The following is a 15,479-nucleotide window of genomic DNA, read 5'->3' on the forward strand; positions in this document are numbered from 1 at the left end:
GTTGAGCCAGTTGAGCCAGTTGAGCCAGTTGAGCCAGTTGAGCCAGTTGAGCCAGATGCCAAGGGCACCTGTTGTAGGGTAAACGTAAAGACTCGGAAATACGGCCACGGCTCGTCTCGCTTTCACATGCGCTGACGCCGCTCGGCCCGCCTGCTACCCTCGCGCTTCCGCGTAAGCAACGCCAGATTCGACCCCCGCATGAGCGCAGTCCTTTCCGATCCCAGCTCCGACAGCGCCGATGAACGCATCGTTGCGGCGTTGCTGCAGCGCGGCAAATTGAAAGAACCCGACCTGGTTCGCGCCCGCCGCCTGCAGGAGCAAGACGGCGGCAGCCTGCTGGCCCTGTTGGGTCGGTTGGGGCTGGTGTCCGAACGCGACCATGCCGAAGCCTGCGCATCGGAAATGAACCTGCGGCTGCGCAGCGCGCGCGACGTGCCGGAATTGCCGCCGGAAGACGCGGCGCTGGGCCAGCTGTCAATCAGCGTCAAGTTCATGAAGCAGTTCCACGTGGTCGCAGTGGCTGCCGATGCCGGTGCAGTGGACGTGCTGATGGCCGATCCGCAGGACGTGTACGTGATGGACGCGGTGCGACTGGCGACGGCGCGCGAGGTGCGCCCGGCGGTGGCGTTGCGTTCGGAGATCGACGAGTTGATCGAGCGTTGGCACGGCCAGGGCCGCAGCGCGATGGAAGGCATCGTGGACACGGCTGAAGGAGAAGAAGGGTTCGACGATGTCGAGCACCTGCGCGACTTGGCTTCGGAAGCGCCGGTGATACGGCTGGTGAACCTGATCATCCAGCGTGCAGTGGAGCTGCGCGCCTCGGACATCCACATCGAACCATTCGAGAACCGGCTGAAGGTGCGCTACCGCATCGATGGCGTGCTGGAGGAAGGCGAAAGCCCACCACCAAACCTGACCGCGGCGGTGATCAGCCGCATCAAGATCATGGCCAAGCTCAACATCGCCGAGCGCCGCCTGCCGCAGGATGGGCGGATCATGCAGCGCGTGCAGGGCAAGGAACTGGACCTGCGCGTGAGCACGATTCCCACTGCGCATGGCGAGTCAGTGGTGATGCGCCTGCTGGACCGCGAAACCGTGGTGCTGGATTTCCACCGGCTGGGCTTCACCGACAACTTCCTGCCGCGTTTCCAGCAAGTGCTCGAACAGCCGCACGGGATCCTTCTGGTGACCGGGCCGACGGGTTCGGGCAAGACCACCACGCTGTACACGGCGCTGAGCAAGCTCAACACCCCGGACGTCAAGATCATCACGGTCGAGGACCCGATCGAATACCAGATCGAGGGCATCAACCAGATCCAGGCCAAGCCGCAGATCGGGCTGGATTTCGCCAATGCGCTGCGCAGTATTGTTCGACAGGATCCGGACATCATCATGATCGGCGAAATGCGCGATCTGGAAACCGCGCGTATCGCGATCCAGTCCGCGTTGACCGGCCACCTGGTGCTGAGCACGCTGCATACCAACAACGCGGCTGGTGGTATCACCCGCTTGCTGGACATGGGCGTGGAGGACTATCTGTTGACCTCCACCATCAACGGCATCCTGGCCCAGCGCCTGGTGCGCAAGCTGGAACCGACGCATGCCGAGCTTTACGCGGCGTCGCCAGAGGAAATCGAGAAATTCGGCCTGCGCAAATACCAGCCGGAAGGCGAGATCAGCCTGTATCGGGCGCGGGCGTCGGCGTTGTCGCCGACCGGTTACCTGGGCCGCACCACGATCATGGAATTCCTGGTCATGAACGACGAACTGCGTCGCGCGGTGATGCGCCACGCCGGCATGGGCGAGATCGAAAAACTCGCGCGTGATGCCGGCATGCGCACCATGTACGAGGACGGCATCGCCAAGGCGCTGGCCGGGCTGACCACGATCGAGGAAGTGCTGCGCGTGAGCGAGGACGCCTGAGCCGATGGCGCTTTACCGCTACAAGGCACTGAACGCGCGCGGTGAAATGCTGGACGGGCAGATGGAGGCCGCCAGCGATGGCGAGGTGGCGCTGCGCCTGCAAGAGCAGGGCCACCTGCCGGTCGAGGCAAAGCTTGCCAGCGAAAGCAGCGGCGAGTCCGCCTGGCGCGCGCTGTTCAAGCCCAAGCCTTTCGCCGGCGCACGCCTGGTGCAGTTCACCCAGCAGCTGGCGACCTTGCTGGGTGCCGGGCAGCCGCTGGATCGTGCGCTTTCAATCCTGCTGGAGTTGCCCGAGGACGACGTCGCGCGGCGCACCATCCATGAAATCCGCGAGGCGGTACGCGGCGGTGCATCGTTGTCGGCGGCGCTTGAACGCCAGCACGGCGACTTCGGCCGGCTGTACGTCAACATGGTTCGTGCCGGCGAGGCTGGCGGCAACCTGCACGACACCCTGCAGCAGCTTGCGGATTACCTGGAGCGCTCCAGCGCGATGCGGGCGCGGGTGATCAATGCGCTGGTGTATCCGGCGATCCTGCTGTTCATGGTTGGCCTGTCGCTGCTGTTCCTGCTGGGCTACGTGGTGCCGCAATTTTCGTCGATGTATGAAAGCCTGGACGCCGACCTGCCGTGGTTCTCAAAATTGGTGCTGGGGCTGGGCGAATTCGTGCGCAGCTGGTGGATCATCATTTTGGCTATCCCGGTGCTGGCGCTGCTGTGGTTGGACCGCAAGCGCCGCGACCCCGCGTTCATGCTTAAGTTCGATGGCTGGCTGCTGCAACGCAAGCTGGCCGGCACCCTGGTGGCCCGGGTCGAGACTGCACGGCTGGCACGCACCCTGGGCACCTTGTTGCGCAATGGCGTGCCACTGCTGTCCGCGCTGGGCATCGCCCGCAACGTGCTCGACAACCGCGTGCTTGCCAACGATGTGGATGCCGCCGCCGCCGACGTCAAGAACGGCGTTGGCTTGTCGCTGGCGCTGGGCAAGGGCAAGCGCTTCCCGCGGCTGGCCCTGCAGATGATCCAGGTTGGCGAGGAATCCGGCGCACTCGATACGATGTTGCTCAAGACTGCCGACACCTTCGAGCAGGAAACCTCGGTCGCGATGGACCGCTTGCTGGCCGCGCTGGTACCGGCGGTGACCCTGGTGCTGGCGCTGGTGGTCGGCATCGTGATCCTGGCGGTGCTTTCGCCAATTTATGACCTGACCAGTGTCATCGGGTGAACCTGCCTGAAACCCTGCTGCGCTCGATGCTTTGGCGCCGTCCGCTGCTCGGAATCCTCGTGTACTCGCACGTACACTCCGGTTCCTGCGCTGCGGGCGACGCCAAATCCTCATCGCTCGCACGGGTTTGAGGCAGGTTCAAAGTCCAAGCGCCATTCCGTGGCAGCATTACCCATCGTCGGGCCATTACCAGCCATCATCGGCTCAACATCGAAATCGGGAAATTCCATGCGTAACCGTTCATTGACCAGTTCACCTGCTGCCGCTGCACAGGCCGGCTTTTCGCTGATCGAGATCATCCTGGTGGTGGTGTTGATCGGTGGCATCGTCGCGTTCGCGGCATCGCGCATCCTCGGCGGCGGCGATCGCGCCAAGGTCAATCTCACCAAGGCGCAGGTACAGACGCTGGCGGAAAAGATCCAGCAGTACGAAGGCGATACCGGGTCCTTGCCGGGTAGCCTCGGCGACATGGTGAAAGCACCGAGCGGTGCGGCGGGATGGCTGGGCCCGTATGCCAAGGACGCCGAGATGAAGGACCCGTGGAACCACCCGTATATCTACACGGTGCCGGGTGAGGGCAAGCCCTTCGACCTGATCAGCCTGGGCGCGGATGGCAAGGTCGGCGGCGACAGCGTGAATGCCGACATCCGCTACGAATAATCGCGTCGAATACAACGCGCCCGAGCCGTCGACGAGTCTGCCGCGATGACGCATCTGCGCCAGCGCTCATCTGGATTTTCGTTGCTGGAGATGATCCTGGTGATGGCCTTGATCGCTGCGGCCAGCCTGCTCGCGGTGGCGGCGTTCGGTGGCGGTATGCAGGGCATGAAATTGCGTGCCGGGGCGAAGAATGTCGCGGCGCAGATGCGCTTCGCGCGCGCGGTGGCGATCAGCTCTGGCCAGCCGCAGGACGTCATTATCGATCCCGCGGGCCGACACTGGCAGGGTGCCAAGGGCCGCAGCGGCGACCTGCCGAATGTCGGCGAGGTCGTGTTCACTGGCGCGCGTGCCACCCAGTTCGCGCCGGGCGAACAGAATGATGCCAAAGGCACTGTGCGCTTCTTTCCGGATGGCGCGGCAACCGGCGGACGCGTGCGGCTACTCGCCAACGGCGGTGGCTGGGACGTGGACGTGGCCTGGTTGACCGGCGAAGTAAAGCTCAAGCGCGTGCGGGCTTCAGAATGAACAAAACCCGGCTTTTCATTCGCACAAGCCGTGGTAACGGCATCGTTGCAAGGACACCAGGGCGCGCGCGGCAGCGTGGTTACACGCTGATCGAAATCATCGTGGCGTTCGCGATCCTCGCGCTCGGCCTGACCTTGCTGCTTGGCACGCTGTCCGGTGCGACTCGCCAAGTGCGCGCCGCAGGCGATGCCGGGCGCGCGGCCTTGCATGCGCAATCGCTGCTGGACGAGTTCGGCAACCTGCCGCAGCCGCAACATCGCGATGGCGAACTGGAACAGGGCCGCTACCGCTGGCGACTGGATGTCGAGCCCTGGCAGGATCCATCGCCGCGGACCGCCGCGTCGCCCACCGATCCCAATGGCGCGCACCTGGTGCACCTGCGCCTGCAGGTGGAATGGGGCGATGGCACGCCCGCGCAGCGCATCGAGGTAACGTCGCTGCGGTTGGTGTTGCCGCCGGCCGAAGGGGTTTCAGCGCCATGAACAAGGCAATCGTGCGGCCGCGTGGATTCAATCCGGCCCTCGGGCATAGCCCTCGGGCGTTCAGCCGGCTTGGCGGCAGTGCCGCCAAGGCAGCCGGCTTCACCCTGATCGAGGTGCTGTTGGCGACCATGCTGCTCGCGGCTGGCCTGGCGCTGGGCTTCGCCACCGTGCGTGCGGCCGGTGCCACCGCCGAGCGTGGCGAGGCAATGGCCGCGCGCAACGAACGCATGCGCGCGGTGTCGCAATTCCTGCGCAGCCGCATCGGTGGCGCTCAGGGCATCGTATTCAACCTGGATCAGGCCAGCGGGCAGGCGCAGCGTTTCATCGGCGATGCGCGCAGCATGCGTTTCGTTGCCGATCTGCCGGACTACCTTGGTCGCGGCGGTCCACACCTGCATGAGCTGGGCGTCGATGGTCGCGACAGCGAGCAGGCGCTGCTGGTCGATTTTCGCATGGTGGTCGCGGGCCAGACCCTGGCCACGCCTGATGCGCGTCCGCCGGAACCGTTGGCGGATGGCCTGCGCAGCGTGCGTTTCGCTTATCGCACCAATGCACATGACGGCAAGCCAGGATCATGGCAACCGCAATGGGACTTTCCGGAGTCGTTGCCGTTGCAGGTGCGCGTGCAGATCGCCGATGCACGGGGGCCATGGCCGGATCTGGTCGTCGCGCTGCCGCTTGCGGCCAATGCCGGCATCGCGGTGGAGCGCGACAAATGATGCGCGTGCCGGCCAGGCGCGCCATCAGCACGCGCGCCCTGTCCGTGCGCAGCCAACACGGTGCCGCGCTGCTGCTGGTGATGTGGATGATTCTGCTGCTCAGCGGGCTGGTCGCCGGTTATGCGATGTCGGCGCGCATCGAATCGATGCAAGGCAATGGACTTGCCCGCAGCGTGGCCGCGCGCGAGGCCGCGCGTGCCGGCGTCGAATATGCGGTCTCGCGGCTGCTGGATGCCGACCCCGCGCAGCATTGGGTACCGGATGGACGCACCTATCGCTTCAGTTTCGACGGTGCACAAGTCGAGGTGTCGATGCGCGACGAGACCGGCAAGGTCGACCTCAACGTCGCGACCCCGAATTTGCTTGCCAGCTTGCTGCGTGTTCAGGGTGAGCCGGCCGAATCAGCCACCCGGCTAGCCGGCGCGATCGTCGACTGGCGCGACGAAGACAGCCTGGTGCAGGTAGCTGGGGGTGCCGAAGATCCCAATTACGCAGCCGCGGGCTTGGCCTGGGGCGCGAAGGACGCACCGTTCGAAACCGTGGCGGAACTCGAGCAGGTGCTGGGAATGCGTCCGGATCTGTTCCGGTCCGTTGCGCCCTACCTGACCGTGCACGGTGGCTTGCCGATGCCGGATGCGACCTTTGCGGACGGTCCGGTGTTGCAGGCGATAGGCGTAGAACGTCCGCAACCGAGCGGCGACACCCTGCCGGTCAATGGCAGCGGCACGTATAGTATCGACAGCCGTGCACGACTCGCGAATGGTCGCCGCGCGCATCTTTCGGTCATTCTGCGGGTGGGGGGTAACGGGTTGACTGGATCCAGCTACACGCCACTGCGCTGGCAGGATGGGGAGATCGCGCCATGAGCGAGGCAGCGCTGTCCTTCGAACGGTTCCAAACCGCTGGTCGGGGCATCCGTGGTTTCCTTGCGTGGTGGGGCGCAGGCCTTGCCAGCTGGCTGCCGCCGCGTTGGCGGCAATTGCTGGGAACTTCCGCCGATCGAATGTTGCTGCAGGTCGAAGCCGATGGCATCCGCCTGCGTCGCCAGGTGGCAGGCGAACTGCAGGACCTGGCGACCCTGCCGCTTCCAGCATCGCGAGGCAGGCAGGACGATCCGCTGGCGAACGTGTTGCTGGGCAATGCCGCCGAGTTGCCGCGTTGGTTGCTGTTGCCGGCCGCAAGTGGCCTGCGCCGCACCCTGCAACTGCCGGGCGCCGCACGTGAACGCCTGCGCGAGGTGCTCGGCTTCGAGATCGAACGCCAGACACCGTTTGCCGCCAAGGATGTGGTGTACGACGGTCGCGTGCTGCACGTCCGCGACGATGGCCAGTTGCAGGTGGAGCTCGTGGTCGTGCCGCGCACCCGTTTCGATGCTGCCAACGACGCATTGGCGGGGCTGTCCACGTGGCTGGCGGGCGTCGACTTGGCCGATGCCGATGGCCGGCCGCTCGGCATCAATCTTTTGCCTGTGGTGCAGCGCCATGCCCGCGCCAATCCCTGGCGCTGGTGGAACCTGCTGCTGGTGCTTGTGTTCATGTCGGGATTGACCTTGGGCCTGGCCCAGATCCTGGCCAATCGGCGCGATGCCGCGCAGCAATTGCAGGCCGATGTCGGCGCTCGCAGCGCGCAGGCGCGGACTGTCGCCCAGCAGCGCCAGCGTCTGGTCGATGCCGTGGAAGGTGGCATCTACCTGCAGCAGCAACGCAATGCGCGGCCTTCGGTGGTGGAGGTGCTGGACGAATTGGCACGACGCCTGCCGGATGGCACCTACCTGGAGAAGACGGGGATCGAAGGCAGTCAATTGACTGTCGTTGGCTTGTCCAACCAGGCCGCAGCACTGGTGGGCAAGCTGGAAGGTGCGCGCCAATGGCACGCACCGGCCCTGAGCGGTGTGCTGCAGCCGGATTTGCGCACGCGCAGCGACCGCTTCACCTTGGTGGCGCAGCTCAACGATGCCTCGGCGACGGAGGGCCAGACCCATGCCGCGCGCTGAACGCGACCGTCTGCTGGCCATGATTTTGCTGCTGGCAGTACTTGGCCTGTTGTACCTGGTAGTCGTGCATCCGTTGTTCACCCAGCCGTTGCGTGCAACAGATGCGCGCATCGCCGACTTGCGCGACCGCGATGCGCGGGTGCGTGCGCTACTCGCGCAAGCACCCCAGATCAACAAGCGGCTGGCCGAACTGGATGCCCGCGGCAACGCTGCCGGCTTCCTGGTCGAGCCCACCACCGAACTGGCCACTGCTGCGCTGATCCAGGAACTGGAGCGGGTGGTGGAAGAAGTCACCCCCGGCAATCGTGGATGCGCCATTACCAACCGCGCGCCGCTCAGCGGCGAGCCGCCGCCGGGCCGCTTCCACCGGGTCACCGTGCAGGTGCGCCTGCGTTGCGGCAACGCGGAGACGTTGGCCGTGCTGCATGCGCTTGAGTCGGCACGGCCGTATCTGTTCGTGGATACGTTGAACATTTCATCGCAGCGTTATTTCGCGATCCCGGGCAACAATCCACCACAGGAAGGCGGGCTGGACGTCAGCTTCGATCTCTACGGTTACCTGCGTCCTGCCCCGGGCGCTGCAGGCAATGGCGCGCCCCATGGCTGAGCGTAGCGTGCTGCATCGCTTCGAACAGGCCGGGCCGCTGACCTGGCTGCTGGCTGGCTGCGCGGGTTGGGCCTTGCTGCTGTGGTTGGCGGCATTGCTGGGCCTGGGCAATGCAGTGGCGCCTACGCCCAGCATCGCGTCTGATGTGCCGCTGCCGCAGGCCAAGCCTGCCAGCCCCGACCGGATCGGTCCGTTGGCCCAATATGCGGAAGCGGCCGCGCGCCCGGTGTTCACCTCGGATCGGCGTCCGCACAGCTTCATGGCAACCGGACCCGACGGTGGTGCTGCGATGGGTGCGCAAAGCCAATCGCTGGATTTCATCCTGACCGGCGTGTTGATCAGCCCGCAGGTGCGGCTGGCGATCCTGCAGCCCACCGGTGGCGGTGAGTCCATACGTGTGCGCGAAGGCGCGTCTCCGGAAGGCGCGTCCGGTTGGCGCCTGGTGGAAGTACAGCCGCGCCGGGCGATCTTCGCAGGCAGTGACGGTGAGTCGAGCCTGGATTTGCGCGTGTTCGGCGAAGCCGCCAATCCAGGCAAGGCTGGTATGGTCCGCGATGCCGCTACGGCCGCCAATGCGGCTGCCGATGCAGCGGACGCCGCCGCGAAAGACGCCGCCGCCGCGGCCCCGATTCCGATCAGTGAAGCCGCCAGGATCGAGACGATCCGCAACCGCATCGAAGCACGTCGCGCGCAGATGCGCAGCAACACACCCAACAGCAGTGCACCGACATCCTCGAGCGCACGACCAACGCAATGAAGCTGGAGTTCCGAATGAACCTGCGTCCGTTCCTGATCGCACTGATGACCGCCCTGCTTGCCGCATGCGCCAGCCTGCCGCCTCCGCAGATGCGACATGCCGATCGCCTGCCCGGTGCCGATGGTGTTCAGCAGGAGCGCCTGCCGGAGGCATTCGGCAATTCGGGGCCAATGCCGGTGATACGGCGTGGTAGCAGCGCTACGATCAACCAGGCTGCAGCCAGTGCAGCGCCTCCATCACTGGGTAGCAGCGGCCAGGCCCGTTTCAACTTCGAGGGCGATTCCCTGCAGGTGGTGGTCAAGGCCATCCTGGGCGACATGCTCGGGCAGAGCTACAGCATCGCACCCGGCGTGCAAGGCATTGTGACCATCAATACTCAGCAGCCGGTCGGCGCCGCGGGCGCGCTGAGCCTGCTGGATGACGTGCTGGCGCAGAACAATGCGCGCATGGTCTACAGCAATGGCCGCTACAACATCGTGCCTGCCGACCAGGCAATGACCAGCGGCGTGGTTCCGCGCACCGGCTCGCCGGCGCTGGCACGCGGCTTCGAGACGCGGGTGGTGCCACTGCGGTTTGTTTCCGCCAGCGAGATGGAAAAGATCCTCAAGCCTTACGCCAGGCAGGGCGCGATCGTCAGCGCGGATGGTTCGCGCAACATGATCACCATTGCCGGTACCCGTGCAGAACTCGAAAATTACCTGCGCACGATCCAGGTTTTCGACGTGGACTGGATGGCCAGCATGTCGGTTGGCGTGTATCCACTCCAGTCGGGGCGTGCCAGTGCGGTGGTGCAGGACCTGGAACGCGTATTCGGCGAACAGGGCAAGTCACCGACCGCCGGCATGTTCCGCTTCATGCCGCTGGACAGCAGCAATTCGGTAATGGTCATCACCAGCCAGCCGAAGTACCTGGACGACATCCAGCAATGGATTGACCGCATCGAAGGCGGCAGCGGCGATGGCCGCCTGTTCTCCTACGAGCTGAAATACATCAAGGCGCGCGACTTGGCCGATCGCCTGTCCGAAGTCTTCGGCGGCGGCCGTGGCAGCAGCAGCGATGCGCCCTCGATGATGCCTGGCGTGGACTCCACCGAAATCCGCGACTCCGGCGTTGATGACAAGTCCAGCACCTCCAGCGCGCAGGTGGCCAATGGGCTGGGCGATGGCGGAAGCCTGCCGAACAAGTCCAATGGCAATGGCAGGGTGACGCTCAAGGTGGACGGCACCGAGGTGGGTGTCTCCGCGGTTGAGGACACCAACGCCTTGCTGGTTCGCGCCAGCCCTGCGCAGTGGAAGTCGATCCGCGAGGTCATTGACCGCCTGGACGTGATGCCGATGCAGGTGCACATCGAGGCGCAAGTGGTCAGCGTGACGCTGAAGGGCGCGCTGCAATATGGCGTCAGCTGGTACCTCGACAATGCGATCAACGATGTCCCCGGCCTGCAGTACCCGAACACCCGCAACAGCTTTGGCAGCTTTGCCGGTTCGCTGGCGCCCATCGTGGGCGGTGGTAGCGCGCTGAGTTACAAATTCCTCGGCAAAAGCGCTGCGGCGATCGTGAATGCACTCGACAGCGTGACCGACGTGCGCACGCTGTCCGCGCCTTCGGTGTTTACCCAGAACAACAAGGAAGCCAGCCTCAACGTCGGCCAACGCATCCCGATTTCCTCGGTCAGTTTCAATCCCAACACCGGTGGTACCAACAACGGCACCTATAGTCAGGTGCAGTACCTGGAGACCGGCATCATCCTGAAGGTGCGTCCGCGCATCACCCGTGATGGCATGGTGTTCCTCGACATCGTTCAGGAAGTCAGCAAACCCACAACTATTGAAGGTGTTAATGGCAATGTGCGCATTGACACCAATAAAGTGCGTACCAGCGCGGCGGTGCCCAGCGGCGAGACCATCATGCTGGCTGGCCTGATCTCCGACAGCACAGGACGTACCTCGTCCGGCATTCCCGGTCTGAGCCGGATCCCGATCATCGGTGGCTTGTTCGGCCAGCAGGGCAGCAGCACCACGCGCGACGAGCTGATCGTGTTGATCACACCGACCGTGGTCCGCAACCCCCAGGAAGCGCGCGAGATGACTGACGATTACGGCCGCCGTTTCCGCGCGCTGGATCCGCTGTACCGCCCCAAGGCGAAGTGAGCCAGGCCGGCGCGCCCATGCCGGCCACCAGCCAGCCCGCCGCCGCCCAGCTGGCGGCCGTTCAGCCCGTCGTGTTGGTGCCAGTTGGCGTCGACGAGGATGCGCTGGATGCCTGCCTGGCGGCGCTTGAGGCGTCCACCCCGGCCGGTACGCGGGTGTGGCTGGCCGACGATGCACAGGCTGGCCCACGTGCCGGCGCGATTATCGAAGGTTGGCTGGCGCGCACGCGCCTTCAGGCTGCGCATACCCGCCGTGTGCGCAGCATCGGTGAAGCTGCGCACCTGGACGAAGCACTGTGCGCCTGTGGCGATGCGGACGTGGCTATTCTTGCCGCCGATGCGCGCCCGACACCCGGTTGGCTGCAGCAACTCATCGCCTGCCTGGCGCACGATCCGACGATTGCGACTGCCACGCCCTGGAGCAATGCCGGCGAAGCCGCTGCATGGCCGCGGATCGGCGAGATAGTGGCGCTCGACGAGGAACCGTCGCGGCTCGCGCGCGCTTGCGCGCAATTGCCGGCGACCCATCCCGACCTGCCGGCGGCAGTCGGTCACGCGGTACTGGTGCGTGGCACTGCGCGCAAGCGCGCCGGTGGATTGGACGCCGCGAGTTTCCATTCCTGGTACGCGGCGTTGACCGACTTTTCGCTGCGCCTGTCCGGCCTGGGTTGGCGGAATGTCCTGTGCGAAAAAGCCTTTGTCTTGCGCGACGATGAAGGCCATTCCAGTAACGGCGACATGGACCGGTTGTCGGTGCGCTGGCCGGGCTGGCATGCGCGGCTCGCGCAGTGCCTGATGGACGATCCCTTGCGTGGATTGCGCACGCAGTTGGGCGACACGCTGGCCGGGCTCGACAGCGGTTCACCGCAGGCCGACCTGTTTCGGTTCCCGTCATGAGCGTGCCGGATATTGCTGGCATTGCCGCGATTGTTGTATCCCACGACAGCGAGGAAACCCTCGACGATTGCCTGCAGCGCCTGCGCAATGCAGATGGCGTGGCCGAAATTCGCGTGATCGACAACGATTCCAGCGACGCGTCGCTGGAGATCGTGCAGCGGCATGCAGTGGCCGATCCGCGCCTGCGCTTCATTGCCAATCCGGACAATCCCGGCTTTGCGGTGGCCTGCAACCAGGGCGCGGCCGACAGCAGTGTGCCGTGGCTGGCCTTCGTCAATCCGGATTGCCTGGTCGAAGTCGACACGCTGGCGCGGCTGCGCGAGCATGCCGAGCAGGAAGCGCCTGCGCTGGTTGGTGCCGATCTGGTTGATGAGGATGGCGTGCGTGATGTGGCTGCGCGCCGCCACGACCCGGACTTCGCGGCGATGCTGCGTTCGCCTGCGGCGGCCAGGCTAGGGGTTGAAATCGATACTACGGCATCGTTGCAGCATGTCGATGCAGTCTCCGGTGCATTGATGTTGCTGCCGCGCTGGTTGTTCGAACGTGTGGGAGGTTTCGACGTCGGCTATCGTCTGCACGCCGAGGATCTCGACCTGTGTCGGCGCGTGCGCGATGTCGGCGCGCGGGTTGCGGTCGCCAACGAGGTGCGCGTGGTGCATGTGCGCGGCGTATCCAGCCGCTCGCGCCCGGTGTTCGTGGAATGGCACAAGCATCGCGGCCTGTGGCGTTATTTCGGCAAGTTCGAAGCGCCACGGCGCAGTGGCTTCGTGCGTGCAGCTGTGTTCGCGATGATCTGGGTGCGTTTTCCATTCGCGGCGTTGCGGGCGTTGCTGCGCACTCAGCGGTAGCGGTTGATCTCGTCGCGCAATGTCTTGGCCGCAGCGGCGGCGGCACTCGCAAAATCGCTGCCTTGCGACGCATACAGAATGCCGCGCGAGGAATTGATCATCAGGCCGCTGCCATCGGCCGTCTTGCCACTGCGCACGGTGGCTTCGACATCGCCACCCTGTGCACCGATGCCGGGAATCAGCAGCGGCATGTCGCCGACGATGCCGCGGATCACCTTGAGTTCTTCCGGGAATGTGGCGCCAAGCACCAGCGCGCAGTTACCGCTGTCGTTCCAGTGCTGGCTGATCACCTCGGCCACGCGCTGGTAGAGCGGCTGGCCCGCTGCATCGAGCTCCTGGAAATCGCGCGCACCGGGATTGGAGGTATGGCACAGGAACACGCAGCCCTTGCCCGCGCGATCCAGGAACGGCTGCGCGGAGTCGCGACCCATGTACGGATTCAGCGTGACCGCATCGGCAGCGAAGCGATCGAACGCTTCGATCGCGTACATCGATGCGGTGCTGCCGATGTCACCGCGCTTGGCGTCCAGAATTACCGGGATGCCCGGATGCGAATCGTGGATGTACGCGATCAGGCGAGTCAGTGCGTCTTCGGCGGCGTGCGCGGCGAGGTAGGCAATCTGCGGCTTGAACGTGCAGGCGTAACGCGCAGTGGCGTCGACGATGTCGCGGCAGAATTCGAAGATCGCGTCATCGCGTTCTTTGAACATTGCCGGGAATCTCGATGGATCCGGATCCAGACCGACGCAGACCAGTGAGTTGCTGGCTTGCCAGCGAGCGCGAAGTTGTTCGATGAAGGTCATTGCGGACTCCAATCCAGATTTTAGGAGCGCCCGTGCCGTATTGAGCATGGGCGCGATTGGGATGCCGACGCCATGATTGCGCCCCAAGGGGCGCTCCTACATTGCTTCGGTTACTTCAGCGCCTTGAACCGCAGCCGGTGGGGCCGCGCGCCTTCCGCGCCGAGGCGCAGCTTCTTGTCTTCCTCGTACTCGCGGTAATTGCCCTGGAAGAACTCCACGTGCGAGTCGCCTTCGAAGGCGAGGATATGGGTCGCGATGCGATCCAGGAACCAGCGGTCATGCGAGATGACGAACGTGTTGCCGGGGAACTCCAGCAGCGCATCTTCGAGTGCACGCAAGGTCTCGATGTCGAGGTCGTTGGACGGTTCGTCGAGCAGCAGCACATTGCCGCCCTGCAGCAGGGTCTTGGCCATGTGCAGGCGCCCGCGTTCACCACCGGACAGGGTACCGACGAGTTTCTGCTGGTCCTGTCCCTTGAAATTGAAGCGGCCGAGGTAGGCGCGCGACTGGATCTCGATGCCGTTGATATTGAGGATATCCAGGCCGCCGGAGACTTCCTGGAACACGTTGTGGTTGCCGGTCAGCGCCTCGCGGCTCTGGTCGACATACGCCAGTTTGACCGTTGGACCCATGGTGATCTCGCCGGAGTCCGGCGTTTCCTGGCCTGTGATCATGCGGAACAGGGTCGACTTGCCGGCGCCGTTGGGGCCGATGATGCCGACGATCGCGCCGTTGGGCACGCTGAAGTTGAGGTTGTCGATCAGCACCCGATCGCCGTAAGCCTTGCTGACGTTCTTGAACTCCACCACCTTGTTGCCCAGGCGCTCGCCCGGCGGGATGAAGATCTCGTTGGTCTCGTTGCGCTTCTGGTAGTCGACCGCTTGCAACTCTTCCATCCGCGCCAGGCGCGCCTTGCCCTTGCTGCGACCGCCCCTGGCATTTTGCCGCGACCATTCCAGTTCCTTCTGGATGGCTTTCTGGCGCGACTTTTCCTGGTTGTCTTCCTGCTTCAGGCGATCACCCTTCTGGGTCAGCCAGTCGGTGTAGTTGCCTTTCCACGGAATGCCGCGGCCGCGATCCAGTTCCAGGATCCATTCGGCGGCGTTGTCGAGGAAGTAGCGGTCATGGGTAACCGCAACGACCGTACCGGTATAGCGGGCCAGGAACTCCTCCAGCCATTCCACCGACTCGGCATCCAGGTGGTTGGTCGGTTCGTCCAGCAGCAGCATGTCGGGCTTCTGCAACAGCAGCCGGCACAGCGCGACGCGGCGCTTCTCGCCACCCGACAGCTTGCCGATGATCGCGTCCCACGGCGGCAGGCGCAGCGCGTCGGCAGCAATTTCCAGCTGGTTCTCCAGGGTGTGCGCATCGCCTGCGGCGAGGATGGCTTCAAGCTTTTCCTGACGCTTGGCCAGCGCATCGAAGTCGGCGTCTTCTTCCGCATATGCGGCATACACCGCATCCAGTTCGGCCTGTGCATTCAGCACTTCGCCGACGCCTTCCTCGACCGCCTGGCGCACGGTCTTCTCGGGATCGATTTCGGGTTCCTGCGCGAGGTAACCGACCTTGATCCCCGGCTGCGCACGGGCTTCGCCCTGGAAGTCGGTATCGACGCCGGCCATGATCTTCAGCACGGTCGACTTGCCGGAGCCGTTTAGCCCCAACAGGCCGATCTTGGCGCCGGGAAAGAAGCTCAGCGAGATGTCCTTGATGATCTGCTTTTTGGGCGGGACGATCTTGCTGACACCACTCATGGTGTAGATGAATTGGGACATCGGGGGCTCCGCAGGCATGCAGCAGCGCCTGCACAGGGCAGGGCCGCGAAAGGGGTGTTCGGAAGCCGCGATTATAGCGGTTCGCGCTGCGTGTATCGTGCAGCCCACGTGCGGGTGCG

Annotated in this window: 15 protein-coding genes; 13 read left to right on the plus strand and 2 right to left on the minus strand. The window is 64.8% G+C overall.

Annotated elements, in window-relative coordinates; genetic code table 11:
- Positions 1-198: 198 nt before the first annotated feature.
- The 13 genes from gspE to PSV05_RS14005 all read left to right on the plus strand — a co-directional run bounded on the left by gspE (position 199) and on the right by PSV05_RS14005 (position 12,782).
- Entirely contained in the window at positions 199-1,923 is a 1,725-nt protein-coding gene (gene gspE / locus PSV05_RS13945) for a type II secretion system ATPase GspE (RefSeq protein ID WP_300066369.1), read from the plus strand.
- 4 nt (positions 1,924-1,927) lie between these two features.
- Complete coding sequence (locus PSV05_RS13950) at positions 1,928-3,145, plus strand: type II secretion system F family protein (RefSeq protein WP_300066372.1); 1,218 nt, start codon at positions 1,928-1,930, stop codon at positions 3,143-3,145.
- Between the two features lie 228 nt (positions 3,146-3,373).
- Positions 3,374-3,805, plus strand: coding sequence for a type II secretion system major pseudopilin GspG (gspG, locus tag PSV05_RS13955; RefSeq protein ID WP_300066375.1), 432 nt, complete (start codon positions 3,374-3,376; stop codon positions 3,803-3,805).
- Between the two features lie 45 nt (positions 3,806-3,850).
- Positions 3,851-4,330, plus strand: coding sequence for a GspH/FimT family pseudopilin (locus PSV05_RS13960; protein WP_300066378.1), 480 nt, complete (start codon positions 3,851-3,853; stop codon positions 4,328-4,330).
- Positions 4,327-4,812 (plus strand): prepilin-type N-terminal cleavage/methylation domain-containing protein, encoded by a 486-nt coding sequence (locus PSV05_RS13965; RefSeq protein ID WP_300066381.1) that lies wholly within the window; start codon positions 4,327-4,329, stop codon positions 4,810-4,812. Before PSV05_RS13960 ends, PSV05_RS13965 begins: the two co-directional genes overlap by 4 nt.
- Positions 4,809-5,531, plus strand: coding sequence for a general secretion pathway protein GspJ (locus PSV05_RS13970; RefSeq protein WP_300066384.1), 723 nt, complete (start codon positions 4,809-4,811; stop codon positions 5,529-5,531). Before PSV05_RS13965 ends, PSV05_RS13970 begins: the two co-directional genes overlap by 4 nt.
- Entirely contained in the window at positions 5,531-6,397 is an 867-nt protein-coding gene (locus PSV05_RS13975; protein ID WP_300067014.1) for a type II secretion system protein GspK, read from the plus strand. Before PSV05_RS13970 ends, PSV05_RS13975 begins: the two co-directional genes overlap by 1 nt.
- Positions 6,394-7,524 carry a PilN domain-containing protein gene (locus tag PSV05_RS13980; protein WP_300066387.1) on the plus strand — a complete coding sequence of 377 codons (1,131 nt, stop codon included), beginning with the start codon at positions 6,394-6,396 and terminating at the stop codon, positions 7,522-7,524. The genes PSV05_RS13975 and PSV05_RS13980 overlap by 4 nt, the downstream gene beginning before the upstream one ends.
- Positions 7,511-8,131 (plus strand): type II secretion system protein GspM, encoded by a 621-nt coding sequence (gspM, locus tag PSV05_RS13985; RefSeq protein WP_300066389.1) that lies wholly within the window; start codon positions 7,511-7,513, stop codon positions 8,129-8,131. Before PSV05_RS13980 ends, gspM begins: the two co-directional genes overlap by 14 nt.
- A complete protein-coding gene (locus PSV05_RS13990; RefSeq protein ID WP_300066392.1) occupies positions 8,124-8,888 on the plus strand; it encodes a hypothetical protein in 765 nt (254 codons plus the stop codon). Before gspM ends, PSV05_RS13990 begins: the two co-directional genes overlap by 8 nt.
- A gap of 2 nt (positions 8,889-8,890) precedes the next feature.
- Entirely contained in the window at positions 8,891-11,038 is a 2,148-nt protein-coding gene (gspD, locus tag PSV05_RS13995) for a type II secretion system secretin GspD (protein ID WP_300067017.1), read from the plus strand.
- Positions 11,039-11,088: 50 nt separating this feature from the next.
- The gene (locus PSV05_RS14000) at positions 11,089-11,934 is read left to right on the plus strand and encodes a glycosyltransferase (RefSeq protein ID WP_300067020.1); all 846 of its coding nucleotides are present in this window, start codon (positions 11,089-11,091) and stop codon (positions 11,932-11,934) included.
- Positions 11,931-12,782 carry a glycosyltransferase family 2 protein gene (locus tag PSV05_RS14005; protein WP_300066395.1) on the plus strand — a complete coding sequence of 284 codons (852 nt, stop codon included), beginning with the start codon at positions 11,931-11,933 and terminating at the stop codon, positions 12,780-12,782. The genes PSV05_RS14000 and PSV05_RS14005 overlap by 4 nt, the downstream gene beginning before the upstream one ends.
- On the opposite strand, the gene pyrF is transcribed toward PSV05_RS14005, so the two are convergent.
- Both pyrF and ettA read right to left on the minus strand, forming a co-directional pair.
- On the minus strand, positions 12,773-13,585 hold the full coding sequence (gene pyrF / locus PSV05_RS14010) for an orotidine-5'-phosphate decarboxylase (protein WP_300066398.1): 813 nt from the start codon (positions 13,583-13,585) through the stop codon (positions 12,773-12,775). The two genes, PSV05_RS14005 and pyrF, sit on opposite strands and share 10 nt — an antisense overlap.
- A 110-nt stretch (positions 13,586-13,695) precedes the next feature.
- The gene (ettA, locus tag PSV05_RS14015) at positions 13,696-15,360 is read right to left on the minus strand and encodes an energy-dependent translational throttle protein EttA (protein WP_300066401.1); all 1,665 of its coding nucleotides are present in this window, start codon (positions 15,358-15,360) and stop codon (positions 13,696-13,698) included.
- Positions 15,361-15,479: the final 119 nt, after the last annotated feature.

The organism is Thermomonas sp. (assembly GCF_029945965.1).
Taxonomy (GTDB): domain Bacteria; phylum Pseudomonadota; class Gammaproteobacteria; order Xanthomonadales; family Xanthomonadaceae; genus Thermomonas.

Bases quoted from the DNA above. Each gene is read 5' to 3' on its own strand.
- gspE (WP_300066369.1), top strand. From the start codon at position 199: ATGAGCGCAGTCCTTTCCGATCCCAGCTCCGACAGCGCCGATGAACGC.
- PSV05_RS13950 (WP_300066372.1), top strand. From the start codon at position 1,928: ATGGCGCTTTACCGCTACAAGGCACTGAACGCGCGCGGTGAAATGCTG.
- gspG (WP_300066375.1), top strand. From the start codon at position 3,374: ATGCGTAACCGTTCATTGACCAGTTCACCTGCTGCCGCTGCACAGGCC.
- PSV05_RS13960 (WP_300066378.1), top strand. From the start codon at position 3,851: ATGACGCATCTGCGCCAGCGCTCATCTGGATTTTCGTTGCTGGAGATG.
- PSV05_RS13965 (WP_300066381.1), top strand. From the start codon at position 4,327: ATGAACAAAACCCGGCTTTTCATTCGCACAAGCCGTGGTAACGGCATC.
- PSV05_RS13970 (WP_300066384.1), top strand. From the start codon at position 4,809: ATGAACAAGGCAATCGTGCGGCCGCGTGGATTCAATCCGGCCCTCGGG.
- PSV05_RS13975 (WP_300067014.1), top strand. From the start codon at position 5,531: ATGCGCGTGCCGGCCAGGCGCGCCATCAGCACGCGCGCCCTGTCCGTG.
- PSV05_RS13980 (WP_300066387.1), top strand. From the start codon at position 6,394: ATGAGCGAGGCAGCGCTGTCCTTCGAACGGTTCCAAACCGCTGGTCGG.
- gspM (WP_300066389.1), top strand. From the start codon at position 7,511: ATGCCGCGCGCTGAACGCGACCGTCTGCTGGCCATGATTTTGCTGCTG.
- PSV05_RS13990 (WP_300066392.1), top strand. From the start codon at position 8,124: ATGGCTGAGCGTAGCGTGCTGCATCGCTTCGAACAGGCCGGGCCGCTG.
- PSV05_RS14005 (WP_300066395.1), top strand. From the start codon at position 11,931: ATGAGCGTGCCGGATATTGCTGGCATTGCCGCGATTGTTGTATCCCAC.
- pyrF (WP_300066398.1), bottom strand. From the start codon at position 13,585: ATGACCTTCATCGAACAACTTCGCGCTCGCTGGCAAGCCAGCAACTCA.
- ettA (WP_300066401.1), bottom strand. From the start codon at position 15,360: ATGTCCCAATTCATCTACACCATGAGTGGTGTCAGCAAGATCGTCCCG.